General features: G+C 73.2%; 17 protein-coding genes. 10 read left to right on the forward strand and 7 right to left on the reverse strand.

The window, feature by feature from the left end:
- Positions 1-18 precede the first annotated feature (18 nt).
- Entirely contained in the window at positions 19-450 is a 432-nt protein-coding gene (locus L3X23_RS27265) for a hypothetical protein (RefSeq protein WP_237195632.1), read from the reverse strand.
- Positions 447-716, reverse strand: coding sequence for a helix-turn-helix domain-containing protein (locus L3X23_RS27270; RefSeq protein WP_093083595.1), 270 nt, complete (start codon positions 714-716; stop codon positions 447-449). Before L3X23_RS27270 ends, L3X23_RS27265 begins: the two co-directional genes overlap by 4 nt.
- A 33-nt stretch (positions 717-749) precedes the next feature.
- Here L3X23_RS27270 and map point away from each other — a divergent pair, with 33 nt between their 5' ends.
- The 3 genes from map to L3X23_RS27285 are packed head-to-tail and all read left to right on the forward strand — an operon-like array spanning position 750 to position 4,767.
- Positions 750-1,517 carry a type I methionyl aminopeptidase gene (gene map, locus L3X23_RS27275; protein WP_237195633.1) on the forward strand — a complete coding sequence of 256 codons (768 nt, stop codon included), beginning with the start codon at positions 750-752 and terminating at the stop codon, positions 1,515-1,517.
- A 45-nt stretch (positions 1,518-1,562) separates the two neighbouring features.
- The gene (locus tag L3X23_RS27280) at positions 1,563-3,170 is read left to right on the forward strand and encodes an acyl-CoA synthetase (RefSeq protein WP_237195634.1); all 1,608 of its coding nucleotides are present in this window, start codon (positions 1,563-1,565) and stop codon (positions 3,168-3,170) included.
- A gap of 58 nt (positions 3,171-3,228) precedes the next feature.
- Positions 3,229-4,767 carry an acyl-CoA synthetase gene (locus L3X23_RS27285; protein WP_308116946.1) on the forward strand — a complete coding sequence of 513 codons (1,539 nt, stop codon included), beginning with the start codon at positions 3,229-3,231 and terminating at the stop codon, positions 4,765-4,767.
- Here the strand turns inward: L3X23_RS27285 and L3X23_RS27290 are convergent.
- Positions 4,736-5,536, reverse strand: coding sequence for an NAD(P)H-binding protein (locus tag L3X23_RS27290; protein ID WP_237195636.1), 801 nt, complete (start codon positions 5,534-5,536; stop codon positions 4,736-4,738). The genes L3X23_RS27285 and L3X23_RS27290 overlap by 32 nt on opposite strands.
- Before the next feature lie 93 nt (positions 5,537-5,629).
- On the opposite strand from L3X23_RS27290, the gene L3X23_RS27295 reads away from it, so the two are divergent.
- A complete protein-coding gene (locus L3X23_RS27295) occupies positions 5,630-6,004 on the forward strand; it encodes a helix-turn-helix domain-containing protein (RefSeq protein WP_237195637.1) in 375 nt (124 codons plus the stop codon).
- On the opposite strand, the gene L3X23_RS27300 is transcribed toward L3X23_RS27295, so the two are convergent.
- Entirely contained in the window at positions 5,964-6,611 is a 648-nt protein-coding gene (locus tag L3X23_RS27300) for an HAD-IA family hydrolase (RefSeq protein ID WP_237195638.1), read from the reverse strand. The two genes, L3X23_RS27295 and L3X23_RS27300, sit on opposite strands and share 41 nt — an antisense overlap.
- Before the next feature lie 53 nt (positions 6,612-6,664).
- Here L3X23_RS27300 and L3X23_RS27305 point away from each other — a divergent pair, with 53 nt between their 5' ends.
- Positions 6,665-7,012, forward strand: a complete 348-nt coding sequence (locus L3X23_RS27305) for a tetratricopeptide repeat protein (RefSeq protein ID WP_237195639.1) — start codon at positions 6,665-6,667, stop codon at positions 7,010-7,012.
- A 51-nt stretch (positions 7,013-7,063) separates the two neighbouring features.
- Here the strand turns inward: L3X23_RS27305 and L3X23_RS27310 are convergent, their stop codons facing one another.
- On the reverse strand, positions 7,064-8,974 hold the full coding sequence (locus L3X23_RS27310; protein ID WP_237195640.1) for an acyl-CoA dehydrogenase: 1,911 nt from the start codon (positions 8,972-8,974) through the stop codon (positions 7,064-7,066).
- The gene (locus tag L3X23_RS27315; protein ID WP_237195642.1) at positions 8,974-9,588 is read right to left on the reverse strand and encodes a TetR family transcriptional regulator; all 615 of its coding nucleotides are present in this window, start codon (positions 9,586-9,588) and stop codon (positions 8,974-8,976) included. Before L3X23_RS27315 ends, L3X23_RS27310 begins: the two co-directional genes overlap by 1 nt.
- A 66-nt stretch (positions 9,589-9,654) precedes the next feature.
- Here L3X23_RS27315 and L3X23_RS27320 point away from each other — a divergent pair, with 66 nt between their 5' ends.
- From L3X23_RS27320 to L3X23_RS27330, 3 genes are read left to right on the forward strand one after another with little or no spacing between them, the layout of a single operon-like run.
- Positions 9,655-10,929, forward strand: coding sequence for an acetyl-CoA C-acetyltransferase (locus tag L3X23_RS27320; RefSeq protein ID WP_237195644.1), 1,275 nt, complete (start codon positions 9,655-9,657; stop codon positions 10,927-10,929).
- Complete coding sequence (locus tag L3X23_RS27325) at positions 10,926-12,266, forward strand: 3-oxoacyl-ACP reductase (protein ID WP_237195646.1); 1,341 nt, start codon at positions 10,926-10,928, stop codon at positions 12,264-12,266. Before L3X23_RS27320 ends, L3X23_RS27325 begins: the two co-directional genes overlap by 4 nt.
- Positions 12,266-13,072, forward strand: a complete 807-nt coding sequence (locus L3X23_RS27330; RefSeq protein WP_237195647.1) for a MaoC/PaaZ C-terminal domain-containing protein — start codon at positions 12,266-12,268, stop codon at positions 13,070-13,072. The genes L3X23_RS27325 and L3X23_RS27330 overlap by 1 nt, the downstream gene beginning before the upstream one ends.
- An 80-nt stretch (positions 13,073-13,152) precedes the next feature.
- On the opposite strand, the gene L3X23_RS27335 is transcribed toward L3X23_RS27330, so the two are convergent.
- Positions 13,153-13,377: an alpha/beta fold hydrolase gene (locus L3X23_RS27335; protein ID WP_237195649.1), complete on the reverse strand. Its 225-nt coding sequence runs from the start codon at positions 13,375-13,377 to the stop codon at positions 13,153-13,155.
- Positions 13,378-13,463: 86 nt separating this feature from the next.
- Between L3X23_RS27335 and L3X23_RS27340 the strand changes: the two genes are divergently transcribed.
- Together L3X23_RS27340 and L3X23_RS27345 are read left to right on the forward strand one after the other, a co-directional pair.
- Positions 13,464-14,069 carry a DUF4190 domain-containing protein gene (locus tag L3X23_RS27340; protein WP_237195651.1) on the forward strand — a complete coding sequence of 202 codons (606 nt, stop codon included), beginning with the start codon at positions 13,464-13,466 and terminating at the stop codon, positions 14,067-14,069.
- A gap of 63 nt (positions 14,070-14,132) precedes the next feature.
- Positions 14,133-15,680 carry an adenylate/guanylate cyclase domain-containing protein gene (locus tag L3X23_RS27345; RefSeq protein ID WP_237195653.1) on the forward strand — a complete coding sequence of 516 codons (1,548 nt, stop codon included), beginning with the start codon at positions 14,133-14,135 and terminating at the stop codon, positions 15,678-15,680.
- Positions 15,681-15,689 lie beyond the last annotated feature (9 nt).

Raw genomic sequence — 15,689 nt, forward strand, 5'->3', positions numbered from 1 at the left:
GGCTCCACAGTGCGGGTGTCAGAGGATGAGCAGCAGCGCCACGACGAGGACGGCGGCGAGGACCGCGGCGGTGATCCCGGCCACCAGGGCGGGACTGATCGGCGTCCGGGCGGGCGTCCAGCCCAGCTCGGCGGCGGCGCTCGCCAGCATCCGGTGCGCCTCGACGCCGGGGTCGACCGGGACCTTCCTGTCCAGGCGCAGGAGCGAGCCCGCGGACTCGGCCTCGCCGAGCCGCTCGCGGCGGTCGGTGACCGCGTAGGTCCCGGCGGCCGGATCGAGCACGACGACGTGGGTGAGGCGCTCGCGGTCCCGCCGCCCGCGGGCCTGTGGCGGGCCGGTGACCTCGGCGGTCATCGTGAACCCGCCCTCGGTCCGTTCGACGACGTACGGGCCCGCCTTCGCCGCCCTGCGCACCGAGGCGGCGAAGGCGGCGGGATCGGCGGCGCTCACGCCGCGCCCGCGGGTTCCGTCCCGGCCGTGCGCCCGCACCCGGCCAGGGCCTCCAGCTCGATGCCCAGCTCCGCCGCCAGCGCCGCCACGGTGAAGAACGCGGGGGTCGGGATCCGGCCGGTCTCGATCTTCCGCAGCGTCTCGGGGGAGATCTGGGCGGCCGCCGCGACGGCCCCGATGCTCCGGTCGCCGCGGGCCGCACGCAGCAGCGCACCCAGCCGCTCGCCGCGCTCGCGGTCCTCGGGGGTCAAGGGGACGCGCACCATGGTCGTCATACTAATACCGGTATTCTTATCCCCGTGATCGAGTTGAAGACGCCCGGCGAGGTCGACGCGATCGCCGCCGCCGGGTCCGTGGTGGCCCGCATCCTCGCCGCCGTGCGCGAACGGGCCGCCCCCGGTGTCCGGCCGACCGAGCTGGACGCGCTGGCCGCCGAGCTGATCGCCGAGGCGGGCGCCGTCTCGAGCTTCAAGGGCTACCACCCGCGCTGGGCGCCGGGCCCGTACCCGGGCGTGCTCTGCGTCAGCGTGAACGACGCCGTCGTCCACGGAATCCCGGCCCGCGCGAAGCTCCGCCCCGGGGACCTCCTCTCGGTGGACTTCGCCGTGCACCTGGACGGCTGGTGCGCCGACGCGGCGTTCAGCACCGTGGTCGGCGAGGGCAGCGTCGCGGACAAGGAGCTGATCGCCACCACGGAGGCGTCCCTGGCCGCGGGCATCGCCGCCGCGCAGCCGGGCGCGCAGATGGGGGACGTCGGGCACGCGATCGCGCAGGTCGCCCGCGCCGCGGGCTACGGCATGCTGGCCGACCACGGGGGCCACGGCGTCGGGCGCTCGATGCACGAGGAGCCGCACGTCCCGAACGAGGCCAAGCCCCGCCGCGGCCTGCGCCTGCGGCCCGGCCTGGTCATCGCCATCGAGCCGATGCTGATCGCGGGCGGCGCGGACGACTACCGCCACGACAAGGACGGCTGGACGCTGCGCACCGCGGACGGCAGCCGCGCCGCCCACGCCGAGCACACCATCGCGATCACCGAGCAGGGCCCGCGGATCCTCACCGTTCCCTGAGGCCGGGGACTGTCGAACGCCCGGCCGCTCGGGCAGGATTCAGGTGTGTCCGACGTCGCAGCCTTCACGCCCGAGACCACCGCCGCCATCGCGCGGGCCCGCCGGCACGCGCTCGGTGACCTGCTGCACCGCACGGCGAAGCGGTACCCGACCAAGCTCGCCGTGGTGGCGGGCGAGCGCCGGGCCACCTTCGCCGAGTTCGACGACGCAGTGAACCGCTGTGCGAACTCCCTGGCCGCCCGGGGTCTCGCCAAGGGGGACCGGCTCGCCCTGCTGAGCCACAACTCGTGGGAGTTCGCGGTGCTGGCCTTCGCCACGGCACGGCTCGGCGTGGTGCTCGTGCCGGTGAACTTCATGCTCAACGCGGACGAGATCGCCTACATCCTGTCCCACTCCGGCGCCTCGGGCCTGGTCGCCGAGGACGCCCTCGCCCCGACCGCGGAGAAGGCGATCGCCGCGGCCGGGCTGACCGGCGGGGTGCGCGGGTGGATCGCGCTCTCCGGCGCGGCGCCCACCGGGGACTGGGAGGACGTGGGCTCCTGGATCGCCGAGGGCGCACCCGAACCCGTCGACGTCCCGGTCGCAGACGACGACCCGCTGCGCCTGATGTACACCTCCGGCACCGAGTCCCGCCCCAAGGGCGTGATGCTCTCGTCGAAGTCGCTGATCAGCCAGTACGTGTCCTGCATCGTCGACGGCGGCATGACGAGCGACGACGTCGAGGTCCACTCGCTGCCGATGTACCACTGCGCGCAGCTGGACTGCTTCTTCTCCGTCGACGTCTACCTCGGCGCGACGAGTGTGATCCTCCCGGGCGCGGACGCGGGCACCATCCTCGCCACGATCGAGCGGGAGCGGGCCACGAAGCTGTTCTGCCCGCCCACGGTGTGGATCTCGCTGCTGCGGCACCCGGACTTCGACAGCCGGGACCTCTCCAGTCTGCGCAAGGGCTACTACGGCGCCGCGGCGATGCCGGTCGAGGTGCTCCGCGAGATCCAGCGTCGGTTGCCGGACGTGCGGCTGTGGAACTTCTACGGCCAGACCGAGATGTCCCCGCTGGCCACGATCCTGCGCCCCGACGAGCAGCTGCCCATGGCGGGCAGCGCGGGCCGCGCCTCGCTGAACGTCGAGACCCGCGTGGTCGACGACGAGGACAACCCGGTCCCGACGGGCGAGGTGGGGGAGATCGTGCACCGCTCCCCGCACGCCGCGCTGGGCTACTACAACGACGAGGAGAAGACCGCCGCCTCGTTCCGGAACGGCTGGTTCCACTCCGGGGACCTGGGGGTCATCGACGAGAACGGCTACCTCGCCGTCGTCGACCGCAAGAAGGACATGATCAAGACCGGCGGGGAGAACGTCGCTTCCCGGGAGGTCGAGGAGGCCCTCTACCTGCTCGACGGGGTGGCCGAGGTCGCCGTGTTCGGGATCAGCCACCCGCACTGGATCGAGGCCGTGACCGCGGTCGTCGTGCCCAAGCAGGGCGTGGAGCTGACCCGCGAGCAGATCGACGCCCACGCGCGGGAGCGGCTCGCCGGCTACAAGCGGCCCAAGTACGTGGTGCTGGCCGACTCCCTGCCGAAGAACCCCAGCGGCAAGATCCTGAAGAAGGACCTGCGAGTGCAACACGCCGACCTGGCGCACGAGGTCTAGCGAACGATCGTTCAGCACGCTAGAAACGGAGGCATGCGCAGCGCGGCGGGAATCTGACGTGTATCCGGGAACCTGGGCGAGGACACGGCCGGACCATCCGGCGACGATCATGAGCGGCGGTCCGTTGGACGGCCGGGTCCAGACCTACGGCGAGCTGGACGAGCGGTCCATCCGGCTCGCCCGGGTCTTCGCGGAGACCGGGTTGGGGCCGGGCGACCACGTCGCCGTCGTGCTGGAGAACCGTCCGGAGGTCTTCGAGGCCTACTGGGCGGCGGTGCGGTCGGGACTGGTCGTCACGGCGGTGAACAGCCACCTCACCCCGGCCGAGGTCGCCTACATCGTCGACGACTGCGCGGCCCGGGTGCTCGTGGTCTCGGCGAACCTGCCCGGGATCGGCGAGGGCATCGTCGCGGACACCTCCGGGGTGCGGCGCAGGCTCGCCGTGGGCGGGGAGATCCCCGGACACGAGGACTACGAGGCGGCGCTCGCCGCGGTGTCGGCCGATCCGCTGCCGGACGAGCCCGCCGGCATGGACATGCTCTACTCGTCCGGCACCACCGGGCGTCCGAAGGGGATCACCCGCGACCTGCCCCAGCGGAAGGTCCACGAGCCCGGCGACGCGATGCTGGAGGTCTTCGCGCCCGTCTACGGCTGGGACTCCGACACGGTCTACTACTCGCCCGCCCCGCAGTACCACTCGGCTCCGCTGCGGTTCGGGGCGATGACCCACGCCACGGGCGGCACGCTGGTCGTCGCGGAGCGGTTCCGGCCGGAGCAGGCGCTCGCGGACATCGAGCGCCACCGGGTCACGCACAGCCAGTGGGTGCCGACGATGTTCGTCCGGCTGCTGAAGCTGGATCCGGAGGTGCGGTCGCGGTACGACCTCTCCTCGCTGAAGGTCGCCGTGCACGCCGCCGCGCCGTGCCCCGTCGAGGTCAAGCGTCGGATGATCGACTGGTGGGGTCCGGTGCTGCAGGAGTACTACAGCTCCACCGAGTCCCCGGGGCAGACCCGGATCACCTCCGAGGAGTGGCTCGCCCACCCCGGTTCGGTGGGGCGGGCGACCGTCGGGATCCTGCACATCTGCGGCGAGGACGGCACGGAGCTCGGCCCGAACGAGGTCGGCACGGTGTACTTCGAGAGCCCGAACCCGTTGTTCGTCTACCACAACGACGCGGCCAAGACGGCCGACTCGCGCCATCCGCGCCATCCGGACTGGGCCACCACGGGCGACCTCGGCTACGTCGACGAGGACGGCTGGCTCCACCTCACCGACCGCCAGGCGTTCATGATCATCTCAGGCGGGGTGAACATCTACCCGCAGGAGATCGAGGACGCGTTGGCCCTGCACCCCGCCGTGCAGGACGTCGGGGTGATCGGTGTCCCGGACGAGGAGATGGGGGAGCAGGTCAAGGCCGTCGTCGAGACCGCCGAGGGGGCGACGCCCGGCCCGGAGCTCGAGCAGGAGATCCTCGAGTTCGTCCGGGGCCGGATCGCGCACTACAAGTGCCCGCGCACGGTCGACTTCGTCGCCGAGCTGCCGCGCACGCCCACCGGGAAGCTGGTCAAGAGGCGGATCCTCGAGCGGTATCGATGACCTCGCGGATTCCGGTGGCGGGGCGGCCGAGCAGGGTCGCCAGGTCGTCGCCGGGCTCGGCGAAGAAGCCGCTGCTGACGAGGGCGCCGATGAAGTCCTCGTTGGTGAGCGGGATCTCCTCGTGGACGACGGTGGTGCCGGTCGCCTCGGTGATCGCGGCGGCCAGCTCGTCGTAGGTCCACAGCGGACCGCGCAGCTCGTAGACCCGGTTCGCGTGGCCGTCGCCGACCAGGGCCTGCGCCGCGGCGGCGCCGAAGTCCGCGATCGTCGCGGTGTTGAGCGGCTTGCCGCCGGTCGCCGCGGCGATCCGGCCGGTGGAGGTGGCGGCCTCGATCACCGCGGGGTTGACGAAGATGTCGGTGTAGAAGCTGTTGCGCAGCACGGTGAACGGCACACCGGACTCGCGCAGCAGCCCCTCGGTGGTGGCGTGGTCGGCGAGGAAGCCGGGCCCGGTGTCCGCGGAGATCGCGCTGGTGTAGACGATGCGGCCGACGCCCGCGGCCTTCGCGGCGGAGATCGCGTTGCCGTGCTGGCGCGGCCGCACGCCGGGCGTCACGTCCGGGCTCGACACGATCAGCACCGTGTCCGCGCCCGCGAACGCCTTCTCCAGGCTCGCCGGGTCCTCGTAGTCGCCCTGGCGGACGTCGACGTCGACCCCGCTCAGCTTCTCGGGCGTGCGGGCGACCCCGACGACGTCCGCACCGCGGGCGAGCAGGTCGTCGAGGACCACGCGGCCCAACTTCCCGGTCACTCCGGTCACTGCGATCATGGTCGTGCTCCTTCGTTCGGTGGTGCTGCCAACCTACGGTGATGTACTTTCTCTCCGTAAGTACGTACCCCGGGGTAAGGACAGGAGCGACGTGTGAGCACGCAGGTCTCGGAGTTGTCGTGGCCCGGTCCGGGTGACGCGTTCGACAGTGACTGCCCCGCCCGGGTCGTTCTAGACCACATCACCTCGAAGTGGGCGGTACTCGTCCTGGTCGCGCTCCGCGAGGACGGGGAGACCCGGTTCAGCGCGTTGCGGCGCCGGGTGGGCGGGGTCAGCGAGAAGATGCTGGCCCAGACGCTGCGGACCCTGGAGGCGGACGGGTTCGTGGTCCGCACCGTGCTGCCGACCACGCCCCCGCAGGTCTCCTACTCCCTCACCGAGCTGGGGCTCGACCTCACCGTGCACCTGTCCGGGCTGATCGGCTGGATCAACGCCCGGGTGCCGGAGGTGGTGGGGTCCACTCGCTGAGCAGGTCGGCGAGATCGCGCAGGCCGGAGAGGGTCAGGTCGCCGCGCAGGCCCTTGAGCGCCGCGGTCTGCATGCCCGCCCCGTAGCCCGCCGCGAGCCCGGGCGCGCTGTCCTCCACCACCAGGCAGGTGGCCGGGTCGACGCCCAGCGCCGCGGCGGCCTTGAGGTAGCCCTCCGGGCTCGGCTTGCCCTCCGCGATGTCCTCGCTGGTCACCAGGGTGTCGGGGGTGGGGAGTCCGGCCGCCGCCAGGCGGACCGTCGTCAGGCGGCGGTCGGCGCTGGTCACGATCGCCCAGGGCAGACCCAGGACGTCGAGGAGGCGGAGCAGGTCGCGGGCGCCGGGGACCTCGCGGACGTCGTCGAGGTCGGTGTACTGGAGCTCGAGCTGGCGGGCGGCCGCGACGGCGACCTGGCGCTCGTCGAGATCGGGACGGGCCTCACGCACCGTGGGGTCCGACGGGCGCCCGTGGGCGGTCGCGAGCACCGCGGCGGCGTCCACGCCGTACTCCTGCGCCCAGATGTGCCACGCCCGCTCGACCGCGGCGTCCGAGTCGACGAGCGTGCCGTCCATGTCGAACAGCACGGCGCGGAGGTCGTCCAGGTCCATGGGGCCACCGTAGGGCGCGGAATACGGGCGGGGGGTATCAGGTTGGGCGGGGCATGGACGACATGACCTACCGCATGGCCGAGGGTTGGCTCGACGGCGGGCGTCCCCTGGAGGCCCTGTCGATGCTGGAGCACCGCCGCACCGAGCTGCTGGAGACCGCGGCGGGCGCGATGCTGCTGGGCCGGGCCTACTTCAAGACCGCCCAGCTCGGGAAGGCGGAGGAGGTGCTGCGCCGGGCCGTCGAGCTCGGGCCGACGGACTCCTACGCCCGCTACCTGCTGGGCCGCACGCTGCAGCGGCAGAGCAGGCACGTCGAGGCGCTGCCGCACCTGAAGCTGGCCGCGGCCCAGAACCCGGAGTACGCGGGCGACCGGGACACCTGCGCGGCCCGCATCGCCTGACCCTCCCCGTCCGACTCGCGAGTCCCCCACCTCGGACACGCGAGTCGGACGTCAGCCGACCATGGCGGGGGCGGGGTTCTCGACCGTGGTCTCCGCGGCCGGGTCCTCGAGCAGCGGGCAGGCGAGCCAGGGCTCCGGGATGCCGAAGGCGTCGACCAGCAGGCGGGCGTGGGGGCGCAGCTCGGCGCAGAGGTCGTTGACCGCCGCGGTGACCGCCCGGCTCTCGCCCGCGTTCAGCCTGCCGTGCTCGAGGTACCAGGCCCGGCTGCGCTCGATGACGGACAACGCGTGCAGGTCGAGGACCTTCTCGAGCAGCGGCCGGACCTCGGGCGCGGAGCGCTTGATCCCGGCCGCGAAGGCGTCGAACACCAGGGTGTCGACGTGGGCTCGGGCGGCCTCGAGCAGGTGGTCCTGCGCGGCGTTGAAGATCCCGAACTGGTCGGCGCCCTTCTTCAACGCGGGCCGCAGCCGCCGCGCGAGGCCCCCCAGCAGGTGCTCGGAACGCTCGGCGATGAGCGCGCGCTGCGCCGCGCGGGAGCGGGGATCGAGCCTGCGGACCCGGAGACGGTTGAGACCCGTGCGCTCGGTGACGTCTCCCAGCGCCTGCTCCCCGACGAACCGCGCGAGGCCCACCGTGGACAGCCCGGCGACGGACTTGCCGTAGTCGCCCAACAGGTTCTTGGCCAGCAGCTGCAGCAGGACGGTGTTGTCGCCCTCGAACGTGGTGAAGACGTCCGTGTCCGCCTTCAGCGTCGGCAGGTGGTTCTCCGACAGGTACCCGGCGCCGCCGCAGGCCTCGCGGCAGGTCTGGATGGTGTGCGTGGCGTGCCAGGTCCCGATGGCCTTGAGCCCGGCGGCGCGGCTCTCCAGGTCGCGCTGCGCCTTCTCGTCGTGGTCGGCGCCGGGCTTCTGCAGCCGGTGCATCTCGGCGACGAGGTCGTCCTGGGCGTAGGCCAGCGCGTACGAGGTCGCCAGCAGCGGGAGGAGCTTCCGCTGGTGGGCGCGGTAGTCGAGGATCGCCGTCTCCCGGCCGGTGCCCGGGTCGGCGAACTGGCGGCGGCGCTCGCCGTAGCGGACGGCGAGGGTCAGTGCCTTCTGCGCCGCGCTCCCCGCGCCGCCCGCCACCGAGATGCGGCCCCGCACCAGGGTGCCGAGCATGGTGAAGAAGCGGCGGCCCTCGTTCTCGATCGAGCTGGAGTAGGTGCCGTCCTCGGCCACGTCCGCGAACCGGTTCAGCAGGGCCTCCCGCGGGACGCGCACGCCGGAGAAGACCAGCCTGCCGTTGTCGACGCCGTTGAGCCCGGCCTTGTGCCCGCAGTCGGAGATCTCGACGCCGGGGGCGGGCTCTCCGTCCACCCGGATCGGGACGAGGAAGGCGTGCACGCCGTGCGTCTGTCCGCCCGTCACGAGCTGGGCGAAGACGACGGCCATCTCCCCGTCCCGCGCGGCGTTGCCGATGTAGTCCTTCCGTGCCCCGGGCTCGGGGGTGTCGATCACGAACTCCTGCGTGGCCGGGTCGTAGGTGGCGGTGGTCCGCAGGTGCTGGACGTCTGACCCGTGGCCCGTCTCGGTCATCGCGAAGCAGCCGAGCAGCTCTCCGTCCATGATCTTGCGCAGATATTTGTCATGGTGACGAGAAGTGCCGAGGACCTGCACCGCCCCGCCGAACAGACCCCACTGCACACCCGCCTTGACCAGCAGGGACAGGTCGCCGTAGCCGAGCACCTGGAAGGCGGTGACGACCCCGCCGACGTCTCCCTTGCCGCCGTGGTCCGGCGAGAAGCCGGTGTGCGGCTGCCCGGTCCGCGCGAGCTCGTGGGTCAGCTCGAGGACGCGGGCGCGGTAGTCCTCGCGGCTCAGGTCCGGGTCCGCCGGGCTGAACCGGGACATCTGCTCCCGGACGTTCGTCCGGACGTCCGCCCAGCGGCCGTCGAGGCTCTTCTGCAACAGGTCGACATTCATCAGGCGCTCCCTAGTCCGGAGAGTCCGGTCCACGCGAGGTCGGTCAGGCGGGCGGCGAGCTCCGCCCGGGTGGTGCCGTCGGGGCGGGCCAGCCAGTCGTCCGCGGCGCCGCGGACCATCCCGACGACGGCGTGCCCCCAGATCCGCGGGGCCGCCGCGGCGGGCAGGTAGGCGGTGATCACGGACGCGACGTGGTCGCCGATCACGGTGACGAGGTCCGCGACGGGGTCCGCGCCGTCGAGCAGCGGGCGGTGTACCACGAACCGGTACACCTCGACGTCCGACTCGATCAGCCGCAGATAAGCGTCTATACCTGCGATGACGGCGGCGCGCGGTCCGGCGCCGTCGGTCAGGGCCCGGTCCGTCGCGCGGCGGATCTGGTCGGTCAGTACCCGCGCGACGGACTCGCAGACGGCGACGTAGAGGCCGGTCCGGTCGCGGAAGTGCCGGTAGACCGCGGTCTTGCTGGTGCCCGCTGCGACCGCGACCTCCTCCATGCCGACGCCCGCGCCGTGCCTGCGGATGGCCTCCACGGTGGTGGCCACCAGCTCCGTGCGGCGTTGCTCGCGATGGGCGTCCCACCGCGAGTCACGACGATCCCGCGTCACACTCACGGCACCGACGGTACCGTGTACCGTGGGTACTGGCTACCTGCAGGTAACCCCATCGAGGAGGACTCCATGCGCAAGGCTGCGGTGATCGGGGGCAACCGGATCCCCTTCGCACGCGCGAACGGCAAGTACGCGCGGGCGTCCAACCTGGACATGCTGACGACCACGCTGGACGGTCTGGTGGCCCGCTTCGGGCTGGCCGACGAGCGGCTCGGCGAGGTGGTCGCCGGGGCGGTGCTCAAGCACTCCCGGGACTTCAACCTCACCCGCGAGGCGGTGCTGGGGTCGCGGCTCGCCCCGTCGACGCCCGCCTACGACATCCAGCAGGCGTGCGGCACCGGCCTCGAGGCGACCATCGCGGTGGCCAACAAGATCGCACTCGGGCAGATGGAGAGCGGCGTCGCAGGCGGCGTGGACACGGCGTCCGACGCGCCGATCGCCGTCAACGAGGACCTGCGGAAGGTCCTCGTGGCGCTCAACGGCGCGCGCACCCCGCAGCAGCGGCTGAAGCTGCTGGGCAGGCTGCGCCCCGGCCAGATCGTGCCGGAGATCCCGCGGAACTCCGAGCCCCGCACCGGCCTGTCCATGGGCGAGCACGCGGCGATCACGGCCCGCGAGTGGGGGGTGTCCCGCGAGGCGCAGGACGAGCTCGCCGCCCTGTCCCACCAGCACCTCGCCGCCGCCTACGACCGCGGGTTCTTCGACGATCTCGTCACCCCGTACCTGGGCCTCACCCGGGACGACAACCTGCGGCCCGACTCCACCGTCGAGAAGCTGGCGCGGTTGAAGCCGGTGTTCGGCAAGGGCGACGGCGCGACGATGACGGCGGGCAACTCGACGCCGCTGACGGACGGCGCGGCCCTGACGCTGCTGGGCTCCGACGAGTGGGCGGCCGCGCACAACCTGCCGGTGCTCGCGCGGTTCGTCGATGCCGAGACCGCCGCCGTCGACTACGTGCACGGCCGGGACGGGCTGCTCACCGCGCCGGTCTACGCCGTGCCGCGGTTGTTGGAGCGCAACGGGCTCACGCTGCAGGACTTCGACTTCTACGAGATCCACGAGGCCTTCGCCTCCACGGTGCTCGCCACCCTCGCGGCGTGGGAGGACCCGGGCTTCGCCAAGGAGCGGCTGGGCCTCGACGCGCCGCTGGGCTCGATCGACCGCGCCCGGCTCAACGTCGCGGGGTCCTCGCTGGCGGCGGGCCACCCGTTCGCCGCCACCGGCGGTCGGATCGTGTCCACGCTGGCGAAGCTGTTGCACGAGAAGGGTTCCGGGCGCGGCCTGATCTCGATCTGTGCCGCGGGCGGGCAGGGCGTCGTGGCGATCCTGGAGGCGGCCGCATGAGCAACGACAGGTTCCGGGACTTCTCCAACGGTGGGATCGCCAAGCGCCTCGGGGTGCCGCGGATCCCGGTGCTGCGCCGGTACGCGCCGGGGCAGCCGCTGCTCGACGGGCCCGCGCTCGTCGCGGGCTCGGGACGGTTCGCGAAGTCCGTCGCCGCGCTCGTCACCGAGGAGGGGGGCACGGTCGTCGACGAGGTGGGGGAGGGTCGGGTCGCCGCCGTCGTCGTCGACCTGACCGACGCGACCACCCTGGACGACCTCGCCGCCGCCCGTGCGGTCCTGCAGCCCGCGGTCCGCGCGCTCGCCCCGTCGGGGCGGGTGCTGCTGCTCGGCCCCTCGCCGTCCGAGGCGTCGGGCGTCGAGGCGGCGGCGGTCGCGCAGGCCCTCGACGGGCTGGTCCGCACGATCGCCAAGGAGGCCCGGGCCGGCGCGACCGCGAACCTGCTGGTCGTCGACGCCGAGGCCACCCCCGCCGCCGTCGACAGCTCCGTGCGGTTCTTTCTCTCCGCGCGGTCGGCCTATGTGGACGGCCAGGTCGTCCACGTCGGAGTCCCGGTCGGATCGCCGCAGGACCCGCCCGCGCTGGACTCACCCACCGAGAAGCGGCTCGACGGCCGCGTCGCCGTGGTCACCGGCGCCGCGCGGGGCATCGGCGCGGCCATCGCGGACACCCTCGCCCGCGACGGGGCGCGCGTGGTCGCCGTCGACATCCCGGCGGCCGGGGAGAGCCTGGTCGCGGTCGCGAACCGCACCGGGGGCACGGCGCTGCAGCTGGACATTACCGCCGAGGACGCGCCCGCCCGGCTGGTCGCCTTCCTCACCGAACGGTTCGGCAGGCTGGACCTGCTGGTGCACAACGCCGGCATCACCCGCGACAAGCTGCTGGCCAACATGGACGCCGAGCGCTGGGACTCCGTGCTGAACGTGAACCTGCGCGCCCAGCTGCGGATCACCGAGGCGCTGCTGGACTCCGATGTGCTCGGCGACGGCGCGCGCATCGTGAGCGTGTCCTCGCAGAGCGGGATCGCGGGCAACCGCGGCCAGGCCAACTACGTCGCGTCCAAGGCCGGGATCATCGGCATGGTGCGCGCGTTGGCGCCGGTCGTGGCCCCGCGGGGGATCACGGTGAACGCCGTGGCGCCCGGGTTCATCGAGACCGCGATGACCGCGACGATGCCCGTCGCCACGCGCGAGGGCGGCCGCCGGATCAACTCGCTGCGCCAGGGCGGCCTGCCGGTCGACGTCGCGGAGACGATCGGCTGGCTCGGCCAGGCCGCGTCCGGCGGGGTGAACGGTCAGGTCGTCCGCGTGTGCGGCCAGTCGATGATCGGGGCCTGATGATCGGGTTGTACGCCAAGGCGGCCGCCGGGGCGGTCCTGCCCCGGCCCTCGTCGCTGCCGGACACCGTGCGCACGCGGACGGTGCGGCCCACGGTGGGGCGGGTCGCGGACTACGCGGCGGTCTGCGGGTTCCCGCTGTCCGACGTCCTGCCCGCCACGTTCCCGCACGTCCTGGCGTTCGGGTTGCAGATGGAGCTGATGGCGGCGCGGTCCTTCCCGCTCGCCCTGCCCGGCCTGGTGCACGTCGCGAACGCGATCACCGTGCACCGCGCGATCGGTCTCGGCGAGGAGCTCGACGTGCGGGTGCACGCCGAGCGGTTCGCCGCCCACGCCCGGGGCGCGCAGGTCGATCTCGTCTCGGCGGTCTCCGCCGGCGGCACCGTCGTGTGGGAGGGCCGCTCGACCTACCTCGCCCGCGGCGCCCACGCGCCGACCGGTGTGGCAGGCGAGCTGCCGGAGGTGGCGACCCCGGAGGGCCCCGCCGCGGCGTCCTGGGCGCTCGGCGCGGACCTCGGCAGGCGGTACGCGGCGGTCAGCGGGGACGTCAATCCCATCCACCTGAACCCGTTGACCGCCAAGGCCTTCGGCTTCCCGCGCACCATCGCCCACGGCATGTGGACCGCCGCCCACGCCCTGGCCGCGCTGCAGGGCAGGCTGCCCGAGGGCCTCACCTACACGGTCCTGTTCCGCAAGCCGCTGCTCCTGCCCTCGCGCCCGGAGCTGGTGACCGAGCGCGTGGACGAGGGCTGGGACCTCGCCGTCCGCAGCCGTGCCGGCGTGCACCTGGCGGGTTCGGTGCGCTGACCGGCCACCCCACCGAACCCGTGAGTGGCGATAGTCGCCATAGCGACTATCGCCACTCACGGGTCATGGGCGCTGACCGGTCAGCCGAGCAGGGCCGCCACGCCGCCGAAGGAGTGCCCGAGCACCACCGTGCCCGCGGGGTCGACCAGCGGCGCGACGGCCTCCGCGACCGTCGCGAAGGTGTAGTGCGGCAAGGGCTCCGACTCGCCGTGGCCGACGAGCCCGGCCCAGACGTCCGCCGTCGCGCCGAGCCCGTGCAGCGGCAGGACGGTGGGGCCGCGGGACCCGCCCTGGAGTACGCGCATCGAGGCTCTCCTCACCGGTGACGACGTGGCGTCCACGATCGGGTGACGAGCGTAATGGCGTTCGAGATCGGCTCGACGTACGCAGCATGACGATGCAGAACGGCCCGCGGCCGCAGCACGGCTCCCCGCAGTCCTCGGCGCCGTTCGGCTTCCAGGGTGGGCCGCAGGGTCAGCAGACCCCGCAGCAGACCCCGCAGCAGCCGCAGTGGGCTCCGCCGCCGCAGCCCGGGTGGAACCAGGCGCCGCAGGGATACCAGCAGATCCCGCCGCAGTACGCGCCGCCGCAGTTCGCCCAGCCGCAGTACGCGCCGCAGGCTCCGGCGCCCGTCGTGCGCAACGGACTCGCGCTCGCGGCCCTGATCTGCGGGATCGTCGGGATCCTGTTCGGGTTCATCCCGCTCACGTTCTGGGTCGCGGGGGTGCTCGCCGTGGTGGCCATCCCGCTCGCGCTGGCCTCGCTGGGCCGGGCGAAGCGGGGTGCGGCGTCCAAGGGGCTGACCTGGTCCGGGCTGGCGGCGGGCGTCCTGGCGCTGGCGCTGGCGGTCTGGGGCGCGATCGTGTTCTTCACGGCGGTGAGCGAGCTCTCGGACCACCTCCAGCAGACCTCGGACCAGCTGACCTCCTACAGCGAGTGCCTCCAGCGCGCGGGCTCCGACCTGGACAAGATGAACGCCTGCACGCCCTCCTCCTGATCCACCCGGGCCCGCGCCGACCGTCGGCGCGGGCCTATCGCCCGTTCGGCCTACACTCCGCCCATGACGGACCCAGCGTTGCGGCCCGGCGGGTACGTGCTGGGGCTGTCGGTGCGGCTCCTGCTCGCCGTGTCCGTGGTCGTGGCGAACTTCGGCGGGGCGGCGATCGTGTTCGCGCTGTCGGCGTGGGTCGTCCCGCAGGGGCAGGTCGCGGACGTCACCGCCGTCCGACTGCTGAACACCGCGCTGGTCATCGGGTACCTGCTGCTCGCCACCCCGGTCGGGATCCTGCTGGGGCGCCGGATCTTCCGGCTCCGGGGGCGGGCCGCGCGCCGGGACCCCGGCCGGCGGGCCCGGCGCATCGTCCTCTACGGCCCGCTGCGGCTCGTCGTGATGCTCGCCGTCCTGTGGGGCGGAGCGGTCGTCCTGTTCGGACTGGTCAACCTGCGGTTCTCCTGGCGGCTCGCGCTCTCGGTCGCGGAGACGATCACCGTCGGTGGGATCGCCACGGTCGCGCTGTCCTACCTGCTCAGTGAGCGGATCCTGCGCGGCCCCGCGTCGGTGATCCTCGCCGGGCAGCCACCGCGCAGCCGCGCGCTGCCCGGCGTGCTGCTGCGGCCGGTGCTGTTCTGGGCGCTCGGCACCGCGGTCCCCGTGATCGGGCTGCTGCTCGGCGGCGTGTCCGCCCTCGTGTTCCAGGACGTCACCGTCGACCGGCTGGCGGTGATGATCCTCGCGATCGGCACCGCCGCGCTCTTCGCCGGCATCCTGACGACGATCGGCGCCGCCCGCGCCGCCGCCGACCCCGTGATCGCGGTGCGGCGGGCGATGCAGCGCGTGGAGCAGGGGGACCTGGAGGTCTCGGTCCCGGTCTACGACCACACGGAGTTGGGGCGGTTGCAGGCCGGGTTCAACACGATGGTCGAGGGGCTGCGCGAGCGGGAGCGGATCCGCGACCTGTTCGGCCGCCACGTCGGGGAGGATGTCGCGCGGGCGGCCGCGGCCGCGGACGGGAGCGAGCTGGGTGGCGAGGTGCGCCGGGTCGCGGTGCTCTTCGTCGACCTCGTCGGGTCCACGGCGATGGCCGCCGAGCGCCCGCCCGCCGAGGTGGTGGACGTCCTCAACCGGTTCTTCGCGATCGTCGTCGAGTCCGTGGAGCGGCACGGCGGCTGGATCAACAAGTTCGAGGGGGATGCCGCCTTGGCGGTCTTCGGCGCGCCCACGCCCGTCCGGGACCCCGCGGGGTGCGCCCTGGCCGCGGCCCGTGAGCTGGCCGACCAGCTCGCGGCCCGGATGCCGGAGACGGCCGCGGGGATCGGCGTGTCCGCGGGGGACGCCGTCGCGGGCAACGTCGGCGACCCGCGGCGCTACGAGTACACGGTGATCGGCGACCCGGTGAACGAGGCGGCGCGGCTCACCGACCTGGCCAAGTCGCGCGGCGGCGTGGTCGCCTCCGGCGCGGCCCTGGATCTCGCCGCGGAGGCCGAGGCGCAGTGCTGGGTCCGCGGCGAGCCGGTCGTGCTCCGCGGCCGCAACGCACCGACCGAGATCGCCACCCCCCGCGCCGAGCTGAACCTCAGGCACGTCCCGGGCATGATCGAACAGCCCTGAGGTTGATCT

Source organism: Pseudonocardia sp. WMMC193, from assembly GCF_021728735.1.
GTDB lineage: Bacteria > Actinomycetota > Actinomycetes > Mycobacteriales > Pseudonocardiaceae > Pseudonocardia > Pseudonocardia oroxyli.

Excerpts from the sequence above, each read along its gene's own strand:
- L3X23_RS27340 (WP_237195651.1), top strand. The coding sequence starts at position 13,464 with ATGACGATGCAGAACGGCCCGCGGCCGCAGCACGGCTCCCCGCAGTCC.
- L3X23_RS27310 (WP_237195640.1), bottom strand. The coding sequence starts at position 8,974 with ATGAATGTCGACCTGTTGCAGAAGAGCCTCGACGGCCGCTGGGCGGAC.
- L3X23_RS27345 (WP_237195653.1), top strand. The coding sequence starts at position 14,133 with ATGACGGACCCAGCGTTGCGGCCCGGCGGGTACGTGCTGGGGCTGTCG.
- L3X23_RS27270 (WP_093083595.1), bottom strand. The coding sequence starts at position 716 with ATGGTGCGCGTCCCCTTGACCCCCGAGGACCGCGAGCGCGGCGAGCGG.
- L3X23_RS27305 (WP_237195639.1), top strand. The coding sequence starts at position 6,665 with ATGGACGACATGACCTACCGCATGGCCGAGGGTTGGCTCGACGGCGGG.
- L3X23_RS27320 (WP_237195644.1), top strand. The coding sequence starts at position 9,655 with ATGCGCAAGGCTGCGGTGATCGGGGGCAACCGGATCCCCTTCGCACGC.
- L3X23_RS27335 (WP_237195649.1), bottom strand. The coding sequence starts at position 13,377 with ATGCGCGTACTCCAGGGCGGGTCCCGCGGCCCCACCGTCCTGCCGCTG.
- L3X23_RS27330 (WP_237195647.1), top strand. The coding sequence starts at position 12,266 with ATGATCGGGTTGTACGCCAAGGCGGCCGCCGGGGCGGTCCTGCCCCGG.
- L3X23_RS27325 (WP_237195646.1), top strand. The coding sequence starts at position 10,926 with ATGAGCAACGACAGGTTCCGGGACTTCTCCAACGGTGGGATCGCCAAG.
- L3X23_RS27300 (WP_237195638.1), bottom strand. The coding sequence starts at position 6,611 with ATGGACCTGGACGACCTCCGCGCCGTGCTGTTCGACATGGACGGCACG.
- L3X23_RS27290 (WP_237195636.1), bottom strand. The coding sequence starts at position 5,536 with ATGATCGCAGTGACCGGAGTGACCGGGAAGTTGGGCCGCGTGGTCCTC.